At 50.6% G+C, this 22201-nt stretch carries 28 protein-coding genes; 23 read left to right on the plus strand and 5 right to left on the minus strand.

The window, feature by feature from the left end; translation table 11 throughout:
* Positions 1-243: 243 nt before the first annotated feature.
* Genes ACTHSQ_RS09030 through ACTHSQ_RS09040 form a run of 3 tightly spaced genes read right to left on the minus strand, consistent with a single transcriptional unit; the run spans position 244 to position 886 of the window.
* Positions 244-435: a hypothetical protein gene (locus ACTHSQ_RS09030; protein WP_070649557.1), complete on the minus strand. Its 192-nt coding sequence runs from the start codon at positions 433-435 to the stop codon at positions 244-246.
* Between the two features lie 49 nt (positions 436-484).
* Positions 485-676, minus strand: coding sequence for a hypothetical protein (locus ACTHSQ_RS09035; RefSeq protein WP_440371624.1), 192 nt, complete (start codon positions 674-676; stop codon positions 485-487).
* Positions 677-688: 12 nt separating this feature from the next.
* Complete coding sequence (locus tag ACTHSQ_RS09040; protein WP_440371623.1) at positions 689-886, minus strand: hypothetical protein; 198 nt, start codon at positions 884-886, stop codon at positions 689-691.
* 269 nt (positions 887-1155) lie between these two features.
* On the opposite strand from ACTHSQ_RS09040, the gene ACTHSQ_RS09045 reads away from it, so the two are divergent.
* A complete protein-coding gene (locus ACTHSQ_RS09045) occupies positions 1156-1644 on the plus strand; it encodes a hypothetical protein (protein ID WP_440371622.1) in 489 nt (162 codons plus the stop codon).
* 172 nt (positions 1645-1816) lie between these two features.
* Here ACTHSQ_RS09045 and ACTHSQ_RS09050 read toward each other — a convergent pair whose 3' ends face one another.
* Positions 1817-2101 (minus strand): hypothetical protein, encoded by a 285-nt coding sequence (locus ACTHSQ_RS09050; RefSeq protein ID WP_254346696.1) that lies wholly within the window; start codon positions 2099-2101, stop codon positions 1817-1819.
* A gap of 189 nt (positions 2102-2290) precedes the next feature.
* The gene (locus tag ACTHSQ_RS09055; protein ID WP_223168787.1) at positions 2291-2992 is read right to left on the minus strand and encodes a LexA family transcriptional regulator; all 702 of its coding nucleotides are present in this window, start codon (positions 2990-2992) and stop codon (positions 2291-2293) included.
* A gap of 114 nt (positions 2993-3106) precedes the next feature.
* On the opposite strand from ACTHSQ_RS09055, the gene ACTHSQ_RS09060 reads away from it, so the two are divergent.
* From ACTHSQ_RS09060 to ACTHSQ_RS09165, 22 genes are all read left to right on the plus strand, one after another.
* The gene (locus ACTHSQ_RS09060) at positions 3107-3334 is read left to right on the plus strand and encodes a transcriptional regulator (protein ID WP_063067778.1); all 228 of its coding nucleotides are present in this window, start codon (positions 3107-3109) and stop codon (positions 3332-3334) included.
* A gap of 1 nt (position 3335) precedes the next feature.
* A complete protein-coding gene (locus ACTHSQ_RS09065) occupies positions 3336-3941 on the plus strand; it encodes a KilA-N domain-containing protein (protein ID WP_440371621.1) in 606 nt (201 codons plus the stop codon).
* A gap of 138 nt (positions 3942-4079) precedes the next feature.
* On the plus strand, positions 4080-6941 hold the full coding sequence (locus ACTHSQ_RS09070; protein WP_440371620.1) for a DUF5906 domain-containing protein: 2862 nt from the start codon (positions 4080-4082) through the stop codon (positions 6939-6941).
* A gap of 428 nt (positions 6942-7369) precedes the next feature.
* A complete protein-coding gene (locus tag ACTHSQ_RS09075) occupies positions 7370-7771 on the plus strand; it encodes a molecular chaperone DnaJ (protein ID WP_440371619.1) in 402 nt (133 codons plus the stop codon).
* A 255-nt stretch (positions 7772-8026) separates the two neighbouring features.
* A complete protein-coding gene (locus ACTHSQ_RS09080) occupies positions 8027-8254 on the plus strand; it encodes an HNH endonuclease (RefSeq protein WP_440375951.1) in 228 nt (75 codons plus the stop codon).
* A gap of 111 nt (positions 8255-8365) precedes the next feature.
* Positions 8366-9145: a hypothetical protein gene (locus ACTHSQ_RS09085; RefSeq protein ID WP_440371618.1), complete on the plus strand. Its 780-nt coding sequence runs from the start codon at positions 8366-8368 to the stop codon at positions 9143-9145.
* A complete protein-coding gene (locus tag ACTHSQ_RS09090) occupies positions 9136-10836 on the plus strand; it encodes a terminase large subunit (protein WP_440371617.1) in 1701 nt (566 codons plus the stop codon). The genes ACTHSQ_RS09085 and ACTHSQ_RS09090 overlap by 10 nt, the downstream gene beginning before the upstream one ends.
* Before the next feature lie 8 nt (positions 10837-10844).
* Complete coding sequence (locus tag ACTHSQ_RS09095) at positions 10845-12086, plus strand: phage portal protein (protein ID WP_440371616.1); 1242 nt, start codon at positions 10845-10847, stop codon at positions 12084-12086.
* Complete coding sequence (locus ACTHSQ_RS09100; protein ID WP_440371615.1) at positions 12058-12903, plus strand: head maturation protease, ClpP-related; 846 nt, start codon at positions 12058-12060, stop codon at positions 12901-12903. The genes ACTHSQ_RS09095 and ACTHSQ_RS09100 overlap by 29 nt, the downstream gene beginning before the upstream one ends.
* Positions 12904-12905: 2 nt before the next feature.
* The gene (locus ACTHSQ_RS09105; RefSeq protein ID WP_440371614.1) at positions 12906-14141 is read left to right on the plus strand and encodes a phage major capsid protein; all 1236 of its coding nucleotides are present in this window, start codon (positions 12906-12908) and stop codon (positions 14139-14141) included.
* 90 nt (positions 14142-14231) lie between these two features.
* A complete protein-coding gene (locus ACTHSQ_RS09110) occupies positions 14232-14531 on the plus strand; it encodes a hypothetical protein (protein ID WP_440371613.1) in 300 nt (99 codons plus the stop codon).
* Positions 14528-14845 carry a head-tail connector protein gene (locus tag ACTHSQ_RS09115; protein WP_440371612.1) on the plus strand — a complete coding sequence of 106 codons (318 nt, stop codon included), beginning with the start codon at positions 14528-14530 and terminating at the stop codon, positions 14843-14845. The genes ACTHSQ_RS09110 and ACTHSQ_RS09115 overlap by 4 nt, the downstream gene beginning before the upstream one ends.
* Positions 14846-15052: 207 nt before the next feature.
* Positions 15053-15274, plus strand: coding sequence for a hypothetical protein (locus ACTHSQ_RS09120; RefSeq protein ID WP_440371611.1), 222 nt, complete (start codon positions 15053-15055; stop codon positions 15272-15274).
* Positions 15274-15678, plus strand: a complete 405-nt coding sequence (locus ACTHSQ_RS09125) for a DUF3310 domain-containing protein (protein WP_440371610.1) — start codon at positions 15274-15276, stop codon at positions 15676-15678. The genes ACTHSQ_RS09120 and ACTHSQ_RS09125 overlap by 1 nt, the downstream gene beginning before the upstream one ends.
* Before the next feature lie 53 nt (positions 15679-15731).
* Entirely contained in the window at positions 15732-16361 is a 630-nt protein-coding gene (locus tag ACTHSQ_RS09130; protein ID WP_440371609.1) for a hypothetical protein, read from the plus strand.
* Between the two features lie 56 nt (positions 16362-16417).
* On the plus strand, positions 16418-16750 hold the full coding sequence (locus ACTHSQ_RS09135; protein ID WP_440371608.1) for a phage head closure protein: 333 nt from the start codon (positions 16418-16420) through the stop codon (positions 16748-16750).
* Positions 16734-17255 carry a hypothetical protein gene (locus ACTHSQ_RS09140; RefSeq protein ID WP_440371607.1) on the plus strand — a complete coding sequence of 174 codons (522 nt, stop codon included), beginning with the start codon at positions 16734-16736 and terminating at the stop codon, positions 17253-17255. The genes ACTHSQ_RS09135 and ACTHSQ_RS09140 overlap by 17 nt, the downstream gene beginning before the upstream one ends.
* Positions 17236-17577, plus strand: coding sequence for a hypothetical protein (locus tag ACTHSQ_RS09145; protein WP_440371606.1), 342 nt, complete (start codon positions 17236-17238; stop codon positions 17575-17577). The genes ACTHSQ_RS09140 and ACTHSQ_RS09145 overlap by 20 nt, the downstream gene beginning before the upstream one ends.
* Before the next feature lie 66 nt (positions 17578-17643).
* Entirely contained in the window at positions 17644-18288 is a 645-nt protein-coding gene (locus ACTHSQ_RS09150; RefSeq protein WP_440371605.1) for a phage tail protein, read from the plus strand.
* A gap of 73 nt (positions 18289-18361) precedes the next feature.
* Positions 18362-18679 (plus strand): phage tail assembly chaperone, encoded by a 318-nt coding sequence (locus ACTHSQ_RS09155; protein ID WP_440371604.1) that lies wholly within the window; start codon positions 18362-18364, stop codon positions 18677-18679.
* 17 nt (positions 18680-18696) lie between these two features.
* The gene (locus ACTHSQ_RS09160; protein ID WP_440371603.1) at positions 18697-18999 is read left to right on the plus strand and encodes a DUF1799 domain-containing protein; all 303 of its coding nucleotides are present in this window, start codon (positions 18697-18699) and stop codon (positions 18997-18999) included.
* A complete protein-coding gene (locus ACTHSQ_RS09165) occupies positions 18992-22195 on the plus strand; it encodes a phage tail length tape measure family protein (protein ID WP_440371602.1) in 3204 nt (1067 codons plus the stop codon). Before ACTHSQ_RS09160 ends, ACTHSQ_RS09165 begins: the two co-directional genes overlap by 8 nt.
* Positions 22196-22201 lie beyond the last annotated feature (6 nt).

Raw genomic sequence — 22201 nt, forward strand, 5'->3', positions numbered from 1 at the left:
TTTATGCCTTTATATGATTTCTGCCTGCACTAAATCCTTACGGAATTGGTTGTAATTAATCAGGCTGATTCCTGTGTTTTGCTCAAACGGAATGCCGTCCTCTCAACGGCTCGGGCGTTTATTGGTTGCCATGGTTTTATTTCCGTGGGGTGCCGTCTATCCATTTTCGGAATCGGATTCCGGTGATGCGTTCGACGGCGATTTGGATAATGAGTAAAGCTAAGATTATTATTGCCGGCATGGTTATTTCGGGTCTGTTGGTTCGAGAACGAGACCGCCTCCGATTAGTTCGGGATTTTTATCAAAATCGATAAAACCGCAGCCTTCCTGCGGGCATTCGATGTTGACTGTAATTGTTTCTTTGGCTGTCGCTTTGCCTGTCATGTAGCCTGCTGTTGCTATTAATATGGCAATTAAGATGTAGCGTATTTTCATTTTTTACCCTTTGTGTGGCCGTCTGAATTTCAGACGGCCTTTTGTTTGTTTAGTCGGGTCGTCCGAAGTAGATATCTACATCGGCGAGGGATTTTTGAATTTCTTCGGCAATGTCTTGCGCCGCCTGCTCGGCATTCCATGTTTGCGGCGCGGTGTTCGCGGGTTGTGCCTCGCATCCGCCGTATGCGGCAATGATGAGTAGGGATGTTGAAAACAGGAGCCAGTTAAAAATCTTTGCCATTTCCCCGCCCCTTTAGTCGAGTTCGCGCACCGATTCGCCGATATAGGCTTGCGGCCAGCTTTGGCGGATGATTTCCAGCGCGTCCGCCTTGTTGTCGGTTTGAATGTGGTTTCGGAGGATGGTGCACCGTCCATCTTCTGTTTCGGCGATGGAGGCGATTTCGACGTCTTCGCCGCCGTGGCACGGCAGCATGACTGGGTAGATTTTCATGGGTATTTTCCTTTTCTGTCGGCCTGCCGCATGGCAGGAGTTTCAAATTTTTGCCGTCCTTGCAACGGCTTGGCGTTTAACGCACGCTTGCGTCGTGGTAAGATACGAGTACCAATCAACCCCACCACAAAGAGGTGAAATATGTCTAACCAACCTTCCCTGCCGCCTGCGCCAAACAGCCCGACTCCGAGTCGGGAGAGCCACGTTCCGCGCATAGTGCCGCCGAAACCGGTTGAGCCGCCGGGGAAATAACTGTGCGAGGTGTCGAAATGTCCGACGAAGAGTGCCAAGATTTGGTTTTTAAGGTAGCCTATTCTTTCTGTTACGAAAAAATGATGTACAAGTTTTGGGGCAGACTGGATAAGCTGTGTTCCATGCTGCTGCTGCTGCTTTCCGCCTCCGTTATGGCTTCGTTTGCTTCTGCAACCTGCCTCGGATTGGCAGTAGCAGCGGTTTCTGTTTTGCAGTTTGTTTACGCTCCCGGCGTTAAGGCTGTGCAGTCCAAACAGGCGTTTGTTTCCTATTCGCGGCTGTATGCGGATTTACCGGATTTGGATACGGCGCAGATCAAATTCCGGATGAACGAAATGCTGCCTGCCGATTCCGATGCCATCGGCCTGCTTGCCCATCCGGCCTATCTGGCCGCCTGCGCTATGTTGAACCGGATGCCGCCTACATACCCGCCGCAGCGGGAAATGACGCTTTGCGAACGGGCCGCTGCGTACTTTGCTGGGGAATTCCCGGAATATCGCGGCTGATGATTCCCATCCGCCTGCCTGTCTGCACAATCCCGCACAACTGGCGGCCTATATCAAACTAAATGTCGATTCGGCGGATTTGCCGAAGCTGACGCGCGTCGAAAAACTGGCCGCCTGTTTTTGCGGGTAGCCGTTTCGTTCCGGCTGCCGCCCCTTTCGGGGGTGGGGTGTCTTATGCCTTCGCTTCTTTCCAGCATTTGATGCGGCTTCTTGCCGTTTCCAGGGCGGCGGCTTCGGCCTTTTGCCTTGAGTGGCCGAAATAGACGACCAAGTCGGAAGCCTGCTGCCTAAATTTTTCTTTCACAAACGCCTTAAACTCTTTCAGGTCTTTTTTGGTCTGTTCGGCTGTTTCTTTGATAAACCAGCCGCCGGCCACCATTACTTTTTCACGCGGGGCGTTTGCTTTGCAGGTGTTTAATTCGGCATTCAGTATTTGCAGGGTGCTTTTCGTTTTCATTTTTTGATTCCTTGGTGTTTCGTTTTGATGGAATCAATATTAGCGTAACGCTAATATATAAGCAATAGCGTAACGCGTATTATTTTATAGCGTTTTGATTTGCAAGATAATATTTTTTAGCGTTTTGCAAAAAAATATAAAAAAGAGGCTACCTGAAATTTCAGGTAGCCTTTATTGAGAGAAATGGCGTTATCGAAATTGTTTAAAACCCCAGCTCCCCTTTATTTTCCCAATAATATGAATATTATCCGCATCTTCCGGGCGAACTTCTTCATCGCGGTATTTGGGGTTATCGCTTATTATCAGCAAAACCCCGGTTGAGGTCATTTGCAGGCGTTTGGCTCTTCTGCCCGCTGGAGTATGGATAACATAAAGCCCATCTCCATCAAAATAATCAATCCCGGTATCTACAAATAGGATTTCATCGGACTCTATTGTGCCACTCATCGAATCGCCTGTGCCAGTAATGATGTGGATGCGTGATATTGCGCCGCCAAAATGTGTTTTTGCCCATGATTCAGCTACGGCCACAAAATCGACAATCTCAACCGGTGTATCGTCTAATGTTCCTACACCCATTGTGGCCTTAACATTTAACACACTGAATTTAATATATCCTTCCGGCACAATATAGCCATCACCTAACATCATTACGCTATCCAACGGCTGATCAAACCATGCGCGCGGTTTGCCGGTGGCAATTTCTATCTCGCGCGCTGTTTCAGACTTGAGCGAGCGCGGCTTGCCGGTTCGAGAATCAGGGGAGGCATTCAGCCATTGGCTAATTTGAGAGGCTGATTTGTTGATGGCTTCGCTCAATTTGCCTTGTCCGCCGTATTCGTCAATTAGCATTTGCAGGCGTTGGCGGTAGGTTTCTTCGATAGTTTTCATAAATTTTCCCTTTCTGATGTTGTATTTTAGCAATTTGCTAAATTTATACTATACGCGAAACGCTTGCTTTTTATTTAGCGTTTCGCTAAACTATAAAAAACGTTGGAGATAAAAATGAATTTAAATGAATACCTAAAGCGCGGCGGGCGTGGTTCGCTGGTAGCGCTGGCCGAAAAAATCGATGCTCATGCGCCAGATGTGAGTAGTTGGGCTTCAGGCCGCCGCCCCGTTCCGCCAGTCCGTTGTGCTGCGATTGAGGCCGCCACCGATGGAGAGGTTACCCGCAAAGACCTCCGCCCGGATGACTGGCAAGAGATTTGGCCTGAATTAGTTGAGGTGTGAAATGAATGAAATTGTAATTGCCGATAAGACCATTCGCCTTTCAGATGGTTTGTATTGCCTGAATGATTTGCATAAGGTTTCAGGCGGTGAAAAACGATATGAGCCGAATCGGTGGCTTAGATTATTGCAAACATCTGAGCTAATTCGAGAGTTGGAGTTTGAACAATGTGAACCGCAGATTTGCGGTTCAATGAAAAATCAATCACTTAGTGAACCCCAGATATGGGGTTCAATGAAAAATCAACCACTTATTAAAACCATTAAAGGTTTTGGAAAAAATCAAGGGACTTTCGCCTGCCGTGAGTTGGTTTACAGCTATGCGATGTGGATTAGTCCGAAATTTCATCTACAGGTTGTCCGTGCCTTTGATGCGTTGGTATCGGGTCGGACGGCTATATCGGCGGTTTGCCCGAAGCAGCTGCCGTCTTCGGTGATTCCGTTTGAGTTGTCGGTGCCGCGTACTGCCGATGAGGCGCGTAAGCTGGCGGCTCAGTTGGCTTTGGAGCGCCGTTCGCTGGATTTCAAAATTGCGCGTGCCCAGCCTTGGTTAAGGTTTTGGGCTGATTTGGAAGCTGAGGGCGGCGGTGCCGGCTTGGCTTTGCGTTAATTCTGTCGCTTTGGTGACTGTGTCTTGAAATACCCCTGATTCCGATACGCCATGTCGGGATGTTTTTCCACCTGCCTTTTCCATTAGAGGGGGGGGCAGGCTTTTTTTACGCCTAAATTTTGTATAAGGCCGTCTGAAATGAATAAATTAGACTTTAAATCTGTTGCTGATGCTGCTTTGAATGCGGTGGATAATTTGCTTGCGGAATGGTTGCCCGGTGGCAAGTATAAGGGGCATGAGTTTTTTGCGCTGAATCCGACACGCGCGGACCGTCATTTGGGTTCATTTGCGGTGAATACGCATTCGGGCGCATGGGCTGATTATGCGACTGATGATGCCGGCGGGGATCTGATCAGTCTCTATGCTTATTTGTTTACGCACGGTAATCAGGGAGATGCGCTTCGTGCTGTGGCCGAACGGTTGAATATCGGTGGCTTTGAGCCGGTGGAGCGTGTTCTTTGGGATGGTACGCCGAACTATGGTAAATCTGGTCGGGCGCGGGAAACGTGGACGCCGATTGTGCCGGTGGATGAGGCGAAATTGGGCTTTTTGCGTGGTTCATCGTCGTTCAAATTCCGAGCTAGGGATAAGAGGGTTGATCGGCAGGCGGTTTATCGTGATGAGCAGGGCCGTCCGTTGATGGTTATTCAGCGGTTTATAGGTACTGACGGGCATAAGGAAGACCTGCCGTTTGCATGGTGCCAGAATGGCAAGGGCGAGCAGGAATGGCGGAATCGTCGTGTGCTTGAGCCTTTGCCGTTGTATGGTTTGGATGATTTGGCACGCCGCCCGAATGCGCCTGTTTTGTTGGTCGAGGGGGAGAAATGTCGGGATGCGGCGGCAAATTGCCATGATTTGGCTGATTATGTTGCGGTGTCTTGGCACGGTGGTGCAAATGGTTGGAAAAAATCCAACTGGCAGCCGCTTGCCGGCCGTAGGGTGGTGTGTTGGCCGGATTGTGATAGTCAGCGGCGGAAACGTTCCAAAAAAGATGCCGAAGAGGGTTTGAGCGAATGGGATATGCCGTATTTAGATTATTTGGAACAGCCGGGTATGGCGGCGATGTTGGGTATTGCGGCGGTATTGGTTGATTTGGGCTGTTCGGTCGAAATCGCGGATATTCCGCGTCCGGGCATTTGGCCAAGTGGCTACGATATTGCGGATGTACTTGTAGATACTGAGCCGCTGACCAGTGTTCGGGCGGTGATGTCCGCTTTGCGGACGTATCCTTTTGTGGATGATTCCGACCCGGCAATCTTCCCGCGCCCTTCTGATAATATGAGTGGGTGCGATGCACCGCACCCACAAGACCAAGGGGGCGGCGCGGGGGTGGATGTTGATCATTCGTCTGTTGGTAGCCGTGAAGGTTTGGTTATGCAGGAGTTGATGGATAATTTTGCTCAAGTCGGTTTGAAGGAGCGTGTTATCTCTTTGAAAACAGGGGAAATTTTTAGTTTTCGTCAGTTGGGCAAGATTTTCGGCAAAGAGGCGGTGCTTGGTTGGTCTTATAAGGCTAAACGGCAAAAGGTTGAGGAATTTGAGGCTGAAATCATCGGTAAGCGGTTGAAGTTGGAGGCGTTGGCCAAGATTGATGATATGTTCGCTGATATGATCAACCGCTATATTTATTTGGATGGGACAACTGATGCTTTTGATATTAAGCTGGATTCGGTTGTGTCGTTGGCGGCGGTAAAGGCGGCTTGGCCGGAGCAGTTTGATGATTGGTCGAAATCTCCGGCGCGAATGGTATGCCCGATCTCAAATTATGTTTTTGAGCCTGATTTGCCGTGTGGAGTATCGTTTAATGATGATAATTTAGTCAATTATATCAATATGTTTCGTGGGTTTCCTGTGTCTGCGGTTTTCCCGGAGGTTGAGACGGCCAAGGATGTGTCGATTGATGATTTGAAGGTGCGTTTCCCCGGGTGTAAGCATATTATTGGCTTGATTGAAAATTTATGTGCCGGCAATGGTAATAAGGCTGATGCATCTGTTGAGTGGGTTTTGAATTGGTTGGCTTGCCGTTTCCGCTGGCCTGAACGTAAGCCTGCAACGGCTTTGGTTTTCATCTCTGAAACTCAGGGGGTGGGTAAATCGACGTTCGGCGAGCGTGTTGTTAAGGGTTTATTTGGTGATTATTTGCGCCAACTTGACCAAAATGCGCTGGAATCTCGCTTTAATGCGGTTTTGCTGTTTGCGTTGGTTACAATTTTTGAAGAGATCAGTCCGTCTGATGAGCGAATGAATATCATCGGTAAGCTTAAAAATATGATTACGAGTGATGTGATTATGGTGGAGCGCAAAGGGCGCGATGCTGAAAAACATTCGGATTATAATTCGTATATCATTTTTTCGAATGACGAACGTTCGATACCGATTGAATCAAATGACCGTCGTTTTATGGTGTCGGGTTGTAGTCGGAAATTCACGGATGATATGTATACTAATTTGGATGCGGAATTGAAAAATGGCGGTATTGAGGAATTTGCTGCGTTTTTATGTGCTTTGCCGTTGATGTACACCAATGATCAGGGGGAGCGTGTACCGTTTAATCCGCATTCTAAGCCGTTGATGACGCCTATTAAACGCCGAATGATTAATCTGAATAAGCCGGGTTGGGAGGCGTTTTTGGATGATTGGTATAATGGTGATATTGATGTGCCTTTTATTACTTGTGCGGCGGCGGATTTGTGGAAGGTTTACAAGAAATGGTGCTACGATACTAAGACTTTTAGTATGACCCAGAAGAATTTTTATTCAAATATAGCTAAGCGCTTACAAGATGTGAGAACTTGGGTTAGAATGAATGGATATGACAAGAAGAGGTTGCGTATCTTTGTGGTGCCACATAATTGGTTGCGCCCGGAAATGCAGCAGCTCTTCCCGCAGCCCAACACAGATAATACTGCCCGTGATTCGGAGGATGCTGTCAGTAAGATGGATTATTACGGCAATCAGGTGGCGGAATTTAGCCGCATTTTAGAAAAGTTGTCGTTGTAATTTTGGTTTGTCCATATTTTTGATGGTTTGTCCATATTATGAGGTCTTCTGAAAGCCTTATAAAACGTGGTTTGTCCAGTTTGTCCAGTTTGTCCATAGGTCAAAACCTTATACGCGCGTAATGATTTTTTCATTACGCGCTTTTTTGTGTATACATGGTTTTTTATTTTTATTTTTTACTTCCGCATACGGACTTACTTAAAAAGTATGGACAAACTGGACAAACCAATAAATATAAGGCTTTTGCTATGGACAACACCCTGGACAAGTATGGACAAACCAGATAAAAATTTTGAAAAATGTGGACAATCTAATTTTTGTTGGTTGTTGTTGCTTGGTTTGATATAATTTCATTCATATAAAACAAAGCTCTGCGTTAATTGATGGGGCTACAGGGTAACTGTATGGCGAGATTGATACAGGATTGAATGACTTTAGATGATTTGTTGTTTAAATGGGCGCGTTGGCGTTCCATTTGTAATGATCATGGTTTGGGTTATAGTTCAAATGGCTTGAATCGTTTGATGGCGGGTGAGGTGAATACTGGTAGCGGTGGCGTGATGCCTTTGCCTTATGGTGTAGATTCTGATTCGGTATTTTCTGATATTGACCGTGCAGTCATGGGATTACCTGCTTTTCATCGGGAGGTGTTGCTGGCTCAATATTCTATACGCGGTGTTGAAGCGGTGGCGGATACAACATCCAAGGCAAAAGCTGCTAGATGTGGTTGCCGCGTTAGCACATTTTATAAATATCTGGAAGATGCAAAACGCTTTTTAATGAATGCGTTAAGCGGAAAGAAGTGCTTAAAGCTGTTAAATACTTGTTAAAGAGCTTGCACTTCTTGGAATAATTTGTTTAAATTATGGAAAACTGCGGTTTCGTGCGTTCAGGTGCGATGCCGCTTTTTTTATTCATCATTTGTAGAATCCCTATCTGTTATTAAAGGTCGTCTGAATTTCAGACGACCTTTTGCGTTTGGAAAGAATTTTATGGGTCGCTTAAAACAAGTTGCTTCACGGCTCCGACCTGTTGAGCAAAACAGAATCGCCGTGAAGCATCCGCCAAAGACGGCGGAAAAGCGTATGCGCGGTCGTGGATGGCAAGCTTTGCGTGAGTCCGTGCTACTGCGTGACCAGTATCAGTGCCGGCAGTGCGGTCGGGTGGTGTTGCCAAGTGATGCTGAGTGTGACCATATTGTTCCGCTCGCTGATGGCGGTGCGGATGATGTGGAAAACTTGCAAACGCTTTGCAAAGATTGCCACTTGGAAAAATCTGTTTCGGAAAATCGCCGGCGAAATCGTCGCTGGTAGGGTAGGGGGTGTCAAAAGTTCACAGGGCTTACCCTCGGAAACCCCCCGCCCTCCCATGCGTATATTTTATTGGTTTTTTGGTGTTTTTGTTAAAGGTAATTTGTTTAAGAATTGTTTAACGGCTTGGGTTTCAGGCTGTTTTTAGGATTTATTATGGCTAGGTTGAAGGGGCAAAAGCTAAGGTTTGCTGAAGCTATTGTTTCGGCGAAACCTGTCAAAATCAGTAATAGGGATGCGGCTTTGGTTATTGGGTGTAGCGAGGGCAGCGCATCGGCTACTGGGTCGCGGTGTATGGCAGACCCTAGGGTAAAGGATTATATCCGGTCTTTTTGGCCTGATTATTTCGGCGATGATTCCCAGCCGGAGGCGAAGCAAGAAGGGAATCAGGCGGTAGTTCGACAGCAAAACGAACTGCCGCTTTTTTGTTCGCGGGCGGTGGCTGAGTGGCTAGAAAGTGATGCGGACTGTGATTCTGTATCTGAAATTGCGGCTTCGATTGCGAAGATGGGGCGTGGGAATACGGCTGTTTTCACTGCCGACGGCGTTTCTGCGTGGATTGCTTCGATGGATACGGAAGATTCTGAATTCTGCGCCATTGTTAAGGCAGTTTGCGACAAGTTGCGGGTATCGCTTGACCCTGTGGAGTATTGGGAAGGTGTCATGATGGACCCGTGGACAACGCCAAAGGAAAAACACGCTGCGGCGTCGGAAAAGGCGAAATACACGAAAGCCAAGCCTGCGTCGGTTAATAAAAAGGATGCCGCTCGCGAACAGGCGTTATCTTTAAGGGAGCGTCGCCGTCAAGGGAATGCGGTGGGGGATTTTTTCCCGATGGATGAAATTCAAGGGCATGGTCATGTGCCGGTTGGTGGGGGTAAACGATGGAATTGAACACATCCCCTCCGAAATGGACGACCGCCCTGCCCGATTGGGAGCGCCGTATCATTGCCGGGGAAAGTATTGTTCCGGTCAAGCCGCTTTATCCTGTGATGGCGAATCGCGCCGTTGCGTTTATGGAGCGGTTGCGGCTTCGTGATGTGTTGGGTCAGCCGACCATCGGGGAAGTGACCCGTGATTGGGTGTATGACTTTGCCGGTGCGATGTTTGGCGCGCAAAATCCGACGACGTATCGGCGGGATATCAATGATTTTTTCTTGTTGATTGCGAAAAAGAACACGAAGTCAACAATAGCCGCCGCCATGATGATGACGGCCATCGAACTGGACGAGCGCGAAAGTTCGGAATATTTGATTCTCGCGCCGACTAAGGAGGTGGCAGACAACAGCTTTATTCCGTGTCGGGACATGATTACGCTTGACCCGTATCTGTCGGTAACGTACCACGTCCAACAGCATACCCGAACCATCACGAACGCGGTAACGGGAGCGACGTTGAAGGTGGTGGCGGCTGACGATAAGACTGTCGGCGGTAAGAAGGCAACCGGCGTCCTGATCGACGAGCTTCACTTGTTCGGGAAGGTTGCGGGCGCGGAATCAATGATTGCGGAGGCGACAGGCGGTCTGCTGTCGCGTATCGACGGGTTTGTGATTAAGCTCTCTACGCAGTCAACCGAGCCGCCGGCGGGTGTGTTTAAGGCTGAATTGGATTTGGCGCGTGATGTTCGGGACGGAAAAATCATCAACCCGCAATATATGCCTGTGCTGTATGAGTTCCCGAAGGCGATGTTGGAAAGTAAGGCTTACGAAAACCCTGAGAATTTCTACATTACCAATCCTAATTTGGGCGCGTCGGTCGATACGCAGACATTAACGGGTATGCTTGCCAAAGCTAAAAGCAAGGGCGGCGAAGCGTTGATGGAGTTCTACGCCAAGCATCTGAATGTCGAAGTCGGTATGAATTTGAGAAATGACCGATGGGCGGGTGCGGAATTTTGGGAGGATAGTGGAAAAAATCCCGAAATCGACTTGGATTGGATGCTGGAACACTGTGAAGTCATCGACATTGGTGTGGACGGCGGCGGTTTGGACGACTTGCTGGGAATTTCTGCCGTTGGCCGTCTGAAAGACAATCCACGGATGTGGGCGGCGTGGTTTCATGCTTGGGCGCATCCGTCGGTGTTGGAGCGGCGCAAGGAAATCGCGCCGGCGTTGTTGGATTTTGCCAAGCATGGGGATTTGACCATCGTCAACCGTATCGGCGACGACAGCGATGAGGTGGCGGGGTTGGCGGCTCGGGTTTATCAGAGCGGCTTGCTGGATAAATGCGGTCTTGACCCGCACGGGGTCGGTGCGATTTTAGACGCTATGTTGGAATATGGCGTTCCGGAAGATGCGGTTGTCGGGGTGTCGCAGGGCTGGAAGCTGGGTGCGGCGATTAAGACGGCTGAGCGCAAGCTTGCTGAAGGCTGTTTTATCCATAACGGCAGCGCGATGATGAATTGGGTGGTCGGTAATGCCCGTGTCGAGCCGCGTGCCAATGGTATTTTGATTACCAAGCAGGCGAGCGGCTCGGCGAAAATCGACCCGTTGATGGCGATGTTTAACGCGGTGTCGCTTTTGTCGCTGAATCCGACAGCCCGTGGCGCGTCGGTTTATGAAACACGCGGAATCAGAATGTTGTGAGATAGGATATGGCGAAAGAAAAGAAATCCAAAAACAAAAGCCGCCCGCGTGCTGACTCGGGCGGCTTGGTTTTTGAGGGGTTGAATGACCCTGCATTGTTGGAATTTATCCGCAGCGGCCAAATCGGCGGTGGCGTAGGCATTGATGGGCGAAAGGCTTTGTGCAATGCCGCGCTTTATCGGTGTATTACGTTAATCAGCCAAAGTATCGGGATGTTGCCGTTGAATGTGCTGCATAACGATGACGGGCGTGAGACTGCTACGGAACATCCTGTTTGGAAACTGCTGAAACGGCAGCCGAATAAGTTTCAGACGGCCTATGAGTTCAAGAGTTTGATGCAAAGCCATGTCTTGCAATATGGCAATGCGTATGCGCGGATTATCCGTTCGCGCGGTCAGGTCATCCAGCTTGTACCGATTCATCCGACTGCGGTGCAGGTTAAGCAGCGTGATGACTGGAGCGTGCATTATGTGGTTACGCGCAAAGACGGCGGTTTGCTGGATTTTGAGGCGGACGAGATATTGCATCTGCGCGATTTGACCGACGACGGCTTGGAGGGAATGAGCCGTGTGAAGTTGGCGAAGCGGGCGTTGGGGATTGCTTTCGATGCGGAGGATGCGGCGAGCCGTATTTTCTCGGAAGGGGTGATGGCCGGCGGTTATCTGGCAACGGACAAGGCGTTGAGTGATAAGGCGTACAACCAGCTTCAGGAATCCTTGCAGAAGCGGTATAGCGGCAAAGCGAATGCCGGCCGTTTTATGATTTTGGAAGAGGGACTGAAGGCGGAAAAATGGGGCAATACTGCTTCTGATGCCCAGCATATTGAAAACCGAAACCATCAAATCGAGGAAATTGCGCGGATGTTTGGTGTTCCGCGTCCGTTGCTGATGATGGATGATACGTCATGGGGCAGCGGTATCAGTGAATTGGGGGTGTTTTTCCTGAAATACGGGCTTCTACCTTGGTTCACGATGTGGGAGCAGGCGTTGACGCGATCTCTGCTTACGCCTGCTGAGCAAGACCGCTTGATATTCAAGTTTAATGCCGGTGCGCTGTTGCGCGGCAGCTTGGAGAATCAGGCGGAATTTTTTGCCAAAGCTTTGGGCAGCGGCGGACACGGCGCATGGATGACGCAAAACGAAGTGCGCGAAATTTCCGACCTGCCGAAATCAACAGATAAGTCTGCCGATACTTTGCGGCAGGCGCAACAAGGAAAGAATAATGAGCCTGAAAAATCTGCCTCAAATTAGTGCGTTGTCTACTATGCCGAAATCGCTGTCTTTCGATATGCGCCCTGATGCGGCGAACCGTTGGGACAGCGGGGTTAAGGCGAAAACCGAAACCGACAATGTCATCACGATGTACGACCAAATCGGCGAGAGCTTTTGGAGCGAAGGGGTGACGGCTAAACGCGTTGCCGCCGCTCTGCGTGCTATCGGCGACAAAGAGGTCGTCGTCAACATCAACAGCCCGGGCGGGGACTACTTCGAGGGTATCTCCATCTACAACCTGTTGGTGCAACATCCGGCAAAGGTAACGGTTCAGATTGTCGGTCTTGCCGCCTCTGCTGCCTCCGTGATTGCGATGGCGGGCGACGAGATTCTGATGGGCGAAGGTTCGTTCCTGATGATACACAACGCATGGAGCCTTGCGATTGGCAACCGGCACGATTTGGCGGGCAGTATTGAAACGCTGGCGCAAATTGATGACGCGATGGCTGATTTGTATGCTGCCCGCGCCAAGCTCTCGAAAGCGGAAATCGTGGGCATGATGGATCGTGAAAGCTGGATTGGGAAATCGAAAGCCCTTGAGGATGGTTTTGCCGACGGTGAAATCGATGTGAAGGAAATCGAGCAGTCCGGCGATGGCGAACAGAAAAAAGCGATGGCTTTGATTGAATCCAGCCTTGCCCAACAGGGATACAGTCGCGCCCAACGCCGCGATGTATTCAACAATTTATTCCACGGCACGCCCCGCGCTGCCGAACCTGCCGTCAAGCCGTGCGCTGGCGGCGATTTGAAGACGGCGCAAGCCTTGCAAAATTTAATTCAAACCATGAAAGGTTAGTTATGAAAAAATCAATGATCGCCCGCGGCTTACTTGCCGCATTTGCCGATGCCGGCAATACTGCGCCTGATGTGGGCGCGTTGCTCGCGGAATTGAACAGCTCCTTTGCTGCATTCAAAGCCAGCAAGGAAAAAGAAATTGCCGCTTTGCAGCAAGGTAGTGAAGAAGCCAAAGCTTCTTCAGCCAAAGCCGAAGCCGAAATTTCCAAACTCCAAGCCTCTATCGACGACTTATCTGTGCAAATGGCCGCCGCGCAAATGAATGGCGGTGCTGGCAAACTCGATAAGGAAGCGCAGGCGGCGGTTGATGCGACTGTGTCGTTTATGAAGTCCGGCGAAGTACGCGCGGATTTGAAAAAATCGGACGATTCCAACGGTGGCTATTTGGTGCCGAAGGAATGGGATCGCACCATTACTGATAAGCTGCGTACCGTATCGCCATTGCGTAAGCTGTTTAAGGTTCAGACGACCTCGAAGCCGAAATTCAGCAAACTGTACAATATGCACGGCGCGGGCAGCGGCTGGGTGGGCGAAGAAGATGCCCGCACCAAGACTGATACGCCGACGTTCAAGTCTTTGGACTTCGATACGGGCGAAATCTACGCCAATCCTGCCGCAACGCAGCAGGTGCTGGACGACGCCGAAGTCAATCTCGAAGCATTCCTTGCAGACGAAGTGAAAACCGAGTTTGCAGTGGCCGAAAACAAAGCCTTTATCAGCGGCGACGGCCAAAAAGGCAAACCGACCGGCTTGCTGACCTATGCCGAAGGCGGCACCAATGCGACCAAGCACCCTCTGGGCGCAATCAAGGTTGTCAAATCCGGCAATGCGACAGCGGTTACTGCCGATTCGGTGATTGATTTGGTTTATTCGCTGCCTGCCGAATACTCGCAAGGTGCGGGCTTTATGATGAACCGCAAAACGCTTGCCGCCGTCCGCAAGCTGAAAGACGGTCAGGGCAATTACCTGTGGCAGCCGAGCTATCAGCAAGACCAGCCGTCCACGTTGTGCGGCTATCCGGTTTATGAAGTCGCCGATATGCCTGATGTTGCCGCGAATGCGCTGTGTATCGCTTTTGGCGATTTCAACCGCGCGTATATGATTCTTGACCGCAAGGGTGTGAGCATTCTGCGTGACCCATATACGAACAAACCGTTTGTTCAGTTCTATACCACTAAACGCGTTGGCGGCGGTGTGGATAACCCTGAAGCCTGCGTGTTGCTGAAAGTGGCGGCTTAATTTGAACAGGCCGTCTGAAACGAGCTTCCGCCTGTATGGGCGGCGGCGTTTTAGTTTTCAGGCGGTATTTTTATTTGAAAAGGAAATGTGATGGCTAAATTTACCAAACCATTTTTGGGTGTCCCTGATGGGGAGATTTATCCTGTTCAGTATGAAAAAGGCGATGAAGTGCCGGCTGAGTTGCTGGAGGCTGCGAAAGAAGCAGGTTGTGTCAGCGGTAAGAAAGGCGATTCGAAGCTGCCTGAAGACCCGCCGCCCGACAATAAGCAGGATGGTGGTGCGGGCAATAAAACCGATACTCAGCAGACCGGCGAAGGCGAAGGTCAGGGCGAAGGTCAAGGCGAGGGTCAAGACGGCGATAAGGGCAGTCAACAGACTGAACAGCAATGATAACCCTCGAATTGGTCAAGCTTCATCTTCGTGTTGACGGGGATGATGAGGACGATTTGATTCGTCTTTATTACGAAGCGGCTGTGTCTGACTGTGCGGCTTATTTGAACCGCCCTTTGTATCAAGACGAGGCGGCGGCAAGTGAAGCTGCTAAAGCAGGTAAGGCGGATGGTGTAGTGCTGAATTCTTCTATCCGCAATGCTATTTTGCTGATGGTCGGGTATTTGTATTCTACCCGTGAAGATGGCGCGGTCGGATTACCGCGTGCCGCTCGGCGGCTGTTGGAGCCGTTTCGCAATTTACCCGGCGTATAGTCGGGTTTCTAGGTCGGTTAAGCGTAAACCGTACGCCCCAAAACGCTCTTCTGCTTTATTTTATTCTGATTAGGGCTTGATACGGCGTTGCCCGACTTCTTGGGGTGCAGCTAAGGCTTGCGGCTGCGTTTTTTAGTGCGAGCCAAGATAAAAAACCGTCCGAACGGCAGATTTCGGGCGGTTTTTTGATTTTACACATTACATATTATGGAAACGTCAAATAAGAAAGAGGTTTTAGCGTATATCCGGAAGAATCCGGGATGTACGGCCACGGCTGTTGCCAATGAGGTATTTGGCAAATGGCGTTGGAGCGGTTGGATTTTTGCGCGAAACGATATTAATGCGCTTTGCGACGAGGGTTTGGTCGATGAGCGTTTTTATCGTGGTATTTCGGTGTTTTATCCTGTGGAAGTTAAAGAGGCGGCGTGATGATGGAAAAAGACAATATCAATCCGGCACATTACCGCCAGCAGCCGTATGAGTGCATCGAATTTACGGAAAATATGAATTTCAATATGGGTAATGCGTTCAAGTATATTTGGCGATATCAGGATAAGAACGGTACTGAAGATTTGAAAAAAGCTCGGTGGTACCTGCAAAGACAGTTGGAATTCTCGCCATTGTATTCGCTGTTGGGTTTAGAACTTTATAACGACTTGAGGCGAAAATTGGATGAGTGCATGCGTTCCGGAAAGTTCGTAGTTGGGCAATATCTTTTGCTGGTCGGCATCTTGTACTATTCTTTTTGTGAAGAGAGCAAAACTTTATCAGATGGGATTGCAATATTAGATGATTTTATTAAGTGTATTGAATGTGACGAAGTAGGAATTTGACGGCTTATTAGGCGGCGGATAATATCGGATACTATTTTTTAAAGGGAATATGTATGAAGATTTTGTTGTTATCTGCTGTTTTGCTTGCGTTGGCGGGATGTGGCGGCGGTGAGCGTGTGGACGCTGTGCGTTCGGCTTCTTCTGCTTCTTCGGTCGGTGCGGCTTCGTTCTCTGCCCTGCCTGATGGTTCGGGATGGGTTTATTTTGGGGTCGTTGATGAAATGCGGGGTAAGACTTCTTATATGGCTCGTCTGAGTTCGGTAAATCGGGTTGATATTGGCGGCGGTCATGGTGATGTCGGGCTTGATTTGATTCTGGGCGGTCATGAGGAATATGATTTCCCGATTGCGTTGTTTAGTTTGTCTGACGGGGAGTTTGCTGATTGTGGGTCTGAAGGCTGCGAGGTCGGGTATCGGATTGATGATGGCGCGGTGTTGGATATTTCGGGATATCTTGCCGATTCGGGCAGTATTATGGGATGTTCGGCTCGGATGGTCGAGAAGTTGGGCATTGATGGCTGTATGGTTGAGAATTTGGCGTTGTTTTATGGTCTTCGCGACGGTCGGAAGATGATTGTGGAGGTCGATATTTTGGGTCGTGGTCGGACGCAGTTTGTGTTTGATGTGTCGGGGTTGCAGCCTTTGGATAGGTGGCACGATTTGGCGGTGGTTCATCGGAAGTAGTTTTTTGTGGTTTGAGGTCGTCTGAGTTTCAGACGGCCTTTTTGTTTGGGGCGGGTATGAAGGCTGGGCAGTTGCGGCACCGTGTGGAAATTCTCCAACGGGTGAAGGAAAAGGACAAGTCGGGGGCGACGGTGTCGGTTTGGCGGCCTTTGGCTAAATTGTGGGCTGATGTGCGCCATGTGTCCGGTTCGGAGACGATGCGGAATGATGTTTTGACGGCTTCGGTACGCGCTTCTGTGCGGATTCGCTGGCGAACTGGGATTTCTGCGGATATGCGCGTCAAGACTGAGAATGGGATTTATGTGATTCGCGTGGTCATCCCTGATTTGCGCCGGCGTGAGTTTTTGGATTTGACTTGTGAGAGCCTGCCTGATGAAAGTGGAAATTGATGCTGATTTTTCCGATGCGATTGCGCGGTTTGACAGTTTGCCGGAGGCGGTAAGCGAGAAGCTGCGCTGGGCGGCGTTTCAGGGTGTGAGCTTGTTGCGCGAGGAGATTAAGATTCAGGCGCCGCGCCATCATAAGCGGCATTATTTTTATAGTAAGGGCAGCCGCAATGCTGATGGGAGTAAACGGCGGTATGATTTTGAGCCGGGCGATTTGAGACGCTCGGTTTTTGCTTTTTATGATAAGTCGGATTCGGTCGAGGGTCGGCGGGCGGTTTATCAGGTGGGCTGGCGTGACCGTGAGGGGAATCGGGGGCGTTATGAGGGCGGCACGCTTCGGGCTGTGCCTTATGGGTATATGGTGCATAACGGGGTACGCCGGAAAAATGGTAAGTCGATTGCACCGCGTCCTTTTTTGTCCCGTGCTTTGAAGATTCAGGGGGCGAAGATGGAGGCTGTGATGTTGGATGCTGTGTTGGAGGTGGTGCGTGGAAGAATCTCTGATTAGTGCGATAAGCCGTGTTTTGCCGGATGTGGATGTTTATCATGACTTCGCGCCGGAAGAAGCTGAGTTTCCGTTGGTGATTGTGCAGCGGGTCGGCGGCGCGGGCTGTTTGTTTTTAGACCATAACGATGATGGGTATGAGGTGCGATTTTCTATCTCGGTGTGGGATGTTGACCGTTTGGGGGCGGTGGAGAAGAGCCGTGCGGTGGAGCGGTCGGTGTTGGATTCGTTGGAAGGTTATGCGCTGTCGGCGGCGGATGCGGTCGTTTTGGACGATGGCCGGCGCGGGATGGTGCAGGATTTTGTTTTTGTGACTGCCGATTAGGCGGTTTTTTATTGGCGGTTGTCTGTTTGGACGGCCTTTTTTGTTTTGTTTTTTAAGGATTTTGATATGGCTGTAACTTTGGCTAATGGTTCGATCGTGCAGATTGCTACGAAGCTGGTGGCTGAGAAGAAGGTCACGGCAGTCTCTAATGAGGCTGAGGCGGTGTGTACTGCTACGGCGCATGGTTTGCAGAATGGTGATTATGTGGCTTTGCTGTCCGGTTGGGGCGTTTTGAATGAACGTGTCTTTCGTGTGACGAGCGTTGATGCGAACAGTTTTAAACTGGACGGCATCGATACGCGCGATTTGAATAAGTTTCCTGCGGGTTCGGGCGCGGGCAGTTTTCAGAAGGTGGAAGCGTGGCAGCAGATTCCGCAGATTATGGAAGTGTCTAGTTCGGGCGGCGAGCAGCAGTTCGTTGAGTTCGGCTTCTTGGAAGATGACTTCGAGCGTAAGCTGCCGACGACCCAATCTGCGTATTCGATGACGTTCAAAATTGCCGACGACCCGAATCTGCCCGGCTATAAGGCGGCGCAGACGGCAAGCGACAGCGCTAAGCTGACGCCGATGCGTATTATTCTGAAAAATAAATCGGTGGTCGTTTACAACGGCTATGTGAGTATGAGTCCGATGCCGCAACTTGTGCGTAACGAGGTGATGGCGGTCAATATGACGTATTCGCTGTCCGGTTTGTTTAACCGTTATTTGTAATTTCGTCTGATCTCTTTGGTGGACTTGTGTAACTTTGCCGCCCTTCGGGGCGGTCTTTCTTTGGGAAATTGTGATGTCTAAATTGAAATTGGCTCATGCGCCGACTTTTAAAACTGAAGTGAAGATTCCGACACCTGCCGGCGAGCCGGTTGCGGTGGAATTTGAGTTTGCTTGGCTGAGTCGTAAGGCTATGGTTGAATTCGCGGATGATTGTGACCGCAAAGACCTGAGCGATGCTGATTTGGTGTTGAAAATCACGAAGTCTTGGGGCTTCGAAGATGAATTAAATGCTGAAAATATGGCGTATCTGCTGGATGAATATCCGTCGGCGGGTGTGGAAATCTTCAGTGCGTTCTATAAGGCGTATACCGGCGCGCGCGAAAAAAACTGATTGCCGCCGTCCGTGCGATGTTTTCTGACGACGAGAAGACGGTCTCGTCGTTGGGATTCTTTGGCTTTGATGCGGATGAATTGACGGCGGATGAGGTGGATGTGTGGCCGAACAATTGGGAGGCTGTGCAGTTGTTTTTGGCGGTGTCAGGTCAGTGGCGAGTCAGCATGGTGGGTGCCTACGCGTTGGATTACAACGCCGTTGATGTTGCTATGGATATGATGGGTGTCAAAAAACGCCGCCGCAAAAAGTTGTTTGGTTTTCTGCGCGTGATGGAACGCGAGGCTTTGTCGATAATGGGTGAGAAGAAGGATGGCTGAGAATACGATTAAGGCCGGTTTGGATGTCAGTGATATCGAATCCGGTGCGAAAAAGGCGGGCGTTGCGCTTCGCAGTATCGGCAAGGCGGCGAAGGACGCGGGTCAGCAATCGGCGGCGGGCGCGGCGGCGGTAGCGGCCGGGTATGATAAAGCTGGCAAAGAGGCCGAAAGGCTGACCAAGAAGCAGGAGCGTGCGACTCAGTCGATTATTAATTCTGTGCAACGCGAAATCGCTGTGCGAGAAGCCGGTGGGCGTGGTACGGCGGCTTATTATGAGACTTTGGCGCGGCAACGCGGCGCGGATGTTGCAAAAATCAGCGAGATTACGCAGGCTTTGAAGCGGCAAGAGAGTCAACTGAAGCTGAATAATATTTCCGTCGGTCAGTACAACAATGCGATGCGTATGGTTCCGGCGCAGTTTACGGATATTTTTACGCAGTTGGCCGGCGGGCAGAATCCGTTTTTGATTGCGTTGCAGCAGGGCGGTCAGCTTCGTGATTCGTTCGGCGGCTTTGGGAATATGTTCCGCGGGCTGGCGGCGAGTATCAACCCGGCGACGGCGGCGGTTGGTGCGTTGGCTGGCGGCGTGGTCGCTTTGGGCAAGGCGTATTACGACGGGGCGGAGGAATCTAAGCGTTTTTCTGCGGCGGTCATCTTTGCCGGCGGCAGCGCGGGCGCATCGGCCGGTAAGCTGTTGTCGGTTGCCGATTCGGTCGGTCGGACAACGGGTAGCTGGTCTGATGCGCGTGAGGCGATTTTGCTGTTTGTGCAGTCGGGCGCGGTAGCCTCTGAGAATTATGGCCGATTTGCTGAATCCGTCGTTTTGCAGTCGAAAGCGACAGGCAAGAGCGTGGAGGATTTGGCGCGTGTTTACGAAGAAATCGCAGACGATCCGTTGAAGGCCGTCGTCAAGTTTTCGCGCGTTTACCAAACGCTGAATGCCGATGTGTATGAGCAGGCGCGTGCTTTGATTGAGCAGGGCAGACAGCAGGAAGCTGTTGCACTTGTTCAGGGGAAATTTGCTGATGAATCTCAGCAGATGTTTGAGCGTGTGCTTGAGAATTTAGGTGCGATTGAGCGCGGCTGGAATGCGGTTAAAAAGGCGGCGTCGGAAGCTTGGGAGGACATGAAGTCCATCGGGCGAGAAGCTACGCTGGAGAGCCGGTTGGCTGAAAAACGGCTATTTTTGCAACAAATTCCTGAGAATCCGTACACGCAGCCGCAGGTTGACGCGGCGAAGCGCGAAATTGATTTGTTGGAAAAGCAAATCAAGATGCGTGATGAGGCGCAGAAGCAGGCCGCCGCTATCCGAGAAGAGCAGGCTGATTCGGTCAGATATGTCGCTGATTTCGACCGTCTGAAGGAGCAGACTCAGAGTAAGGCTGAAAAATTTGCGCGCGAAGAGCGGCAATGGCAGGAAAAGCTTAATGCACTTAAGAAGCATGGCAGTAATCAACAGATTGCCGATGCGGAAAAGGTGCTTGCTCGGTTGCGTCAGCAGCACAAAGAGGAATTGGCGGCTGAGGCGGCGCGCGCTGCGAAGCGGTCTCAGCGGGAAGCCAAGCAAAACAAGGCAAAATATACGGTAAACCGTACTGTCTTGGAGCAGGCTGCGAAATATGATTATGCCGGACTTGAAAAACGCTACGGGTTGCCTAAGAACCTGCTGGCCGCATTGTCGATGCAGGAGTCGCGCGGCAATGTGAATGCGATTTCACCAGTCGGCGCGCGAGGAACGATGCAGTTTATGCCCGGTACGGCAAAGCAGTACGGTGTTGATGTTCGTAGTGTTGCGTCTTCTGCCGATGGTGCGGCTCGTTATTTGCGGGATTTGCTCAAACGGTATGACAACAATATTGTCAAAGCGTTGACTGCTTATCATAGCGGCGAAGGTAATGTAAATAAGGGGCGTATCGGTCCTATTGGCAGGAAGTATGCGCCGGAGGTGTTGGCGCGGCAAAACTGGTTAAATGGCGGTCGTGGCGAAATTGTTGATGATCCGCGTCGTGAGTTTTACCGCCCTTCCGCTTCTAAAAGTAAGTCTGAGCTTACGGATTACCAAAAGTGGCAACAGGATTTTTCCAAACGGCAACTTGCGGTAAACGCGGAAATTTCTTTGTCCGCTGCCAATGTCAATAAGATTTATGCGGAGCAGCTTCGTTTGCTGTCTGACCCGACCTTTGAGAAATGGTCGGCGTCGGAGCGACAGGCGGCTATGGATTTGGCGGTCAAGGCTGACAATCAGGCTGATTTGACGAAAGAGGCGAAGAAATACGCGGATGCGCTTCGTGAGCTTGAGTCGGCAGGGCAACGTGATTTTGACGATCAGTTGTTTGAGCTGTCGTTGCTTGGCAAAACGCGTGAGGAGGTTGAGCGGCTGACGGCGGCGCGCAAATACGACAAGCTGATCGCGGAAGCGCAGGCGGCGGGCGCGGGCGTGGATGTTATCGGCGGCCTGCAAAAGGCGAAGCTGAATAATGACGGCCGGCTGCAAGAGCAATTACGCTTGGCGAAGGAAACTAAGGAGGCTTTCGGTAACGATTGGCTGGCGGGGATTTCTGACGGCATGAGGAATTATGCTGATTCCTTCCAGTCGATGCGTGAGGGTATGTCTGATGCTGTGTCGGGGTCGCTCGGTAAGATGTCCGATGCGTTAGCTGATTTCGTGGCAACCGGCAAGGCTGATTTTCGCGGGTTGGCTGTGTCTATCCTGCAAGACTTGTCTAAGATGCTGATTAAGATGGCGTTGTTTAACGCTATGAAGGCGGCGATGAGTGCTTGGGGTGGCGGCGGCTTCAAAGATGGCGGCATGGTGCAGCAGTTTTCAAACGGCGGCGCGGTGTGGGGTGCGGGTACAGCGACGAGCGACAGTATCCCTGCTATGTTGTCTAATGGCGAGTTTGTTATCAATGCGGCTTCGACCCGCCGTCATCGTGCGTTGCTGGAGGCAATCAACCAAAACCGCTACGCTTCGGGCGGCGCGGTCGGCGTTGCGCCGCAGGTCGCTGCTTTGGGCGGCGGTACGGGTGGCATGACGGTAAACATTACGATTAACCGTGACGGGTCGTCTGATTCGTCGGTTGACGGCGATGTTGAGATGGCGAAGCAACTGGGCGCGGCTCTGCCTGCGATGATTGAAAATTGGTATGTCAATAATGTGGCTCGGGTCGGCGGTCGTTATCACGGCAACCGTTGATTTGGT

This window comes from Neisseria sp. P0009.S008 (genome assembly GCF_051958615.1).
GTDB classification, from domain to species: domain Bacteria; phylum Pseudomonadota; class Gammaproteobacteria; order Burkholderiales; family Neisseriaceae; genus Neisseria; species Neisseria subflava.

Excerpts from the sequence above, each read along its gene's own strand:
- ACTHSQ_RS09150 (WP_440371605.1), top strand. The coding sequence starts at position 17,644 with ATGGCTGTAACTTTGGCTAATGGTTCGATCGTGCAGATTGCTACGAAG.
- ACTHSQ_RS09075 (WP_440371619.1), top strand. The coding sequence starts at position 7,370 with ATGACTTTAGATGATTTGTTGTTTAAATGGGCGCGTTGGCGTTCCATT.
- ACTHSQ_RS09095 (WP_440371616.1), top strand. The coding sequence starts at position 10,845 with ATGGCGAAAGAAAAGAAATCCAAAAACAAAAGCCGCCCGCGTGCTGAC.
- ACTHSQ_RS09155 (WP_440371604.1), top strand. The coding sequence starts at position 18,362 with ATGTCTAAATTGAAATTGGCTCATGCGCCGACTTTTAAAACTGAAGTG.
- ACTHSQ_RS09120 (WP_440371611.1), top strand. The coding sequence starts at position 15,053 with ATGGAAACGTCAAATAAGAAAGAGGTTTTAGCGTATATCCGGAAGAAT.
- ACTHSQ_RS09080 (WP_440375951.1), top strand. The coding sequence starts at position 8,027 with ATGCGCGGTCGTGGATGGCAAGCTTTGCGTGAGTCCGTGCTACTGCGT.
- ACTHSQ_RS09135 (WP_440371608.1), top strand. The coding sequence starts at position 16,418 with ATGAAGGCTGGGCAGTTGCGGCACCGTGTGGAAATTCTCCAACGGGTG.
- ACTHSQ_RS09030 (WP_070649557.1), bottom strand. The coding sequence starts at position 435 with ATGAAAATACGCTACATCTTAATTGCCATATTAATAGCAACAGCAGGC.
- ACTHSQ_RS09050 (WP_254346696.1), bottom strand. The coding sequence starts at position 2,101 with ATGAAAACGAAAAGCACCCTGCAAATACTGAATGCCGAATTAAACACC.
- ACTHSQ_RS09130 (WP_440371609.1), top strand. The coding sequence starts at position 15,732 with ATGAAGATTTTGTTGTTATCTGCTGTTTTGCTTGCGTTGGCGGGATGT.
- ACTHSQ_RS09035 (WP_440371624.1), bottom strand. The coding sequence starts at position 676 with ATGGCAAAGATTTTTAACTGGCTCCTGTTTTCAACATCCCTACTCATC.
- ACTHSQ_RS09165 (WP_440371602.1), top strand. The coding sequence starts at position 18,992 with ATGGCTGAGAATACGATTAAGGCCGGTTTGGATGTCAGTGATATCGAA.
- ACTHSQ_RS09055 (WP_223168787.1), bottom strand. The coding sequence starts at position 2,992 with ATGAAAACTATCGAAGAAACCTACCGCCAACGCCTGCAAATGCTAATT.
- ACTHSQ_RS09160 (WP_440371603.1), top strand. The coding sequence starts at position 18,697 with ATGTTTTCTGACGACGAGAAGACGGTCTCGTCGTTGGGATTCTTTGGC.
- ACTHSQ_RS09040 (WP_440371623.1), bottom strand. The coding sequence starts at position 886 with ATGAAAATCTACCCAGTCATGCTGCCGTGCCACGGCGGCGAAGACGTC.
- ACTHSQ_RS09045 (WP_440371622.1), top strand. The coding sequence starts at position 1,156 with ATGTCCGACGAAGAGTGCCAAGATTTGGTTTTTAAGGTAGCCTATTCT.
- ACTHSQ_RS09070 (WP_440371620.1), top strand. The coding sequence starts at position 4,080 with ATGAATAAATTAGACTTTAAATCTGTTGCTGATGCTGCTTTGAATGCG.
- ACTHSQ_RS09110 (WP_440371613.1), top strand. The coding sequence starts at position 14,232 with ATGGCTAAATTTACCAAACCATTTTTGGGTGTCCCTGATGGGGAGATT.
- ACTHSQ_RS09100 (WP_440371615.1), top strand. The coding sequence starts at position 12,058 with ATGAGCCTGAAAAATCTGCCTCAAATTAGTGCGTTGTCTACTATGCCG.
- ACTHSQ_RS09090 (WP_440371617.1), top strand. The coding sequence starts at position 9,136 with ATGGAATTGAACACATCCCCTCCGAAATGGACGACCGCCCTGCCCGAT.
- ACTHSQ_RS09065 (WP_440371621.1), top strand. The coding sequence starts at position 3,336 with ATGAATGAAATTGTAATTGCCGATAAGACCATTCGCCTTTCAGATGGT.
- ACTHSQ_RS09105 (WP_440371614.1), top strand. The coding sequence starts at position 12,906 with ATGAAAAAATCAATGATCGCCCGCGGCTTACTTGCCGCATTTGCCGAT.
- ACTHSQ_RS09115 (WP_440371612.1), top strand. The coding sequence starts at position 14,528 with ATGATAACCCTCGAATTGGTCAAGCTTCATCTTCGTGTTGACGGGGAT.
- ACTHSQ_RS09125 (WP_440371610.1), top strand. The coding sequence starts at position 15,274 with ATGATGGAAAAAGACAATATCAATCCGGCACATTACCGCCAGCAGCCG.
- ACTHSQ_RS09140 (WP_440371607.1), top strand. The coding sequence starts at position 16,734 with ATGAAAGTGGAAATTGATGCTGATTTTTCCGATGCGATTGCGCGGTTT.
- ACTHSQ_RS09060 (WP_063067778.1), top strand. The coding sequence starts at position 3,107 with ATGAATTTAAATGAATACCTAAAGCGCGGCGGGCGTGGTTCGCTGGTA.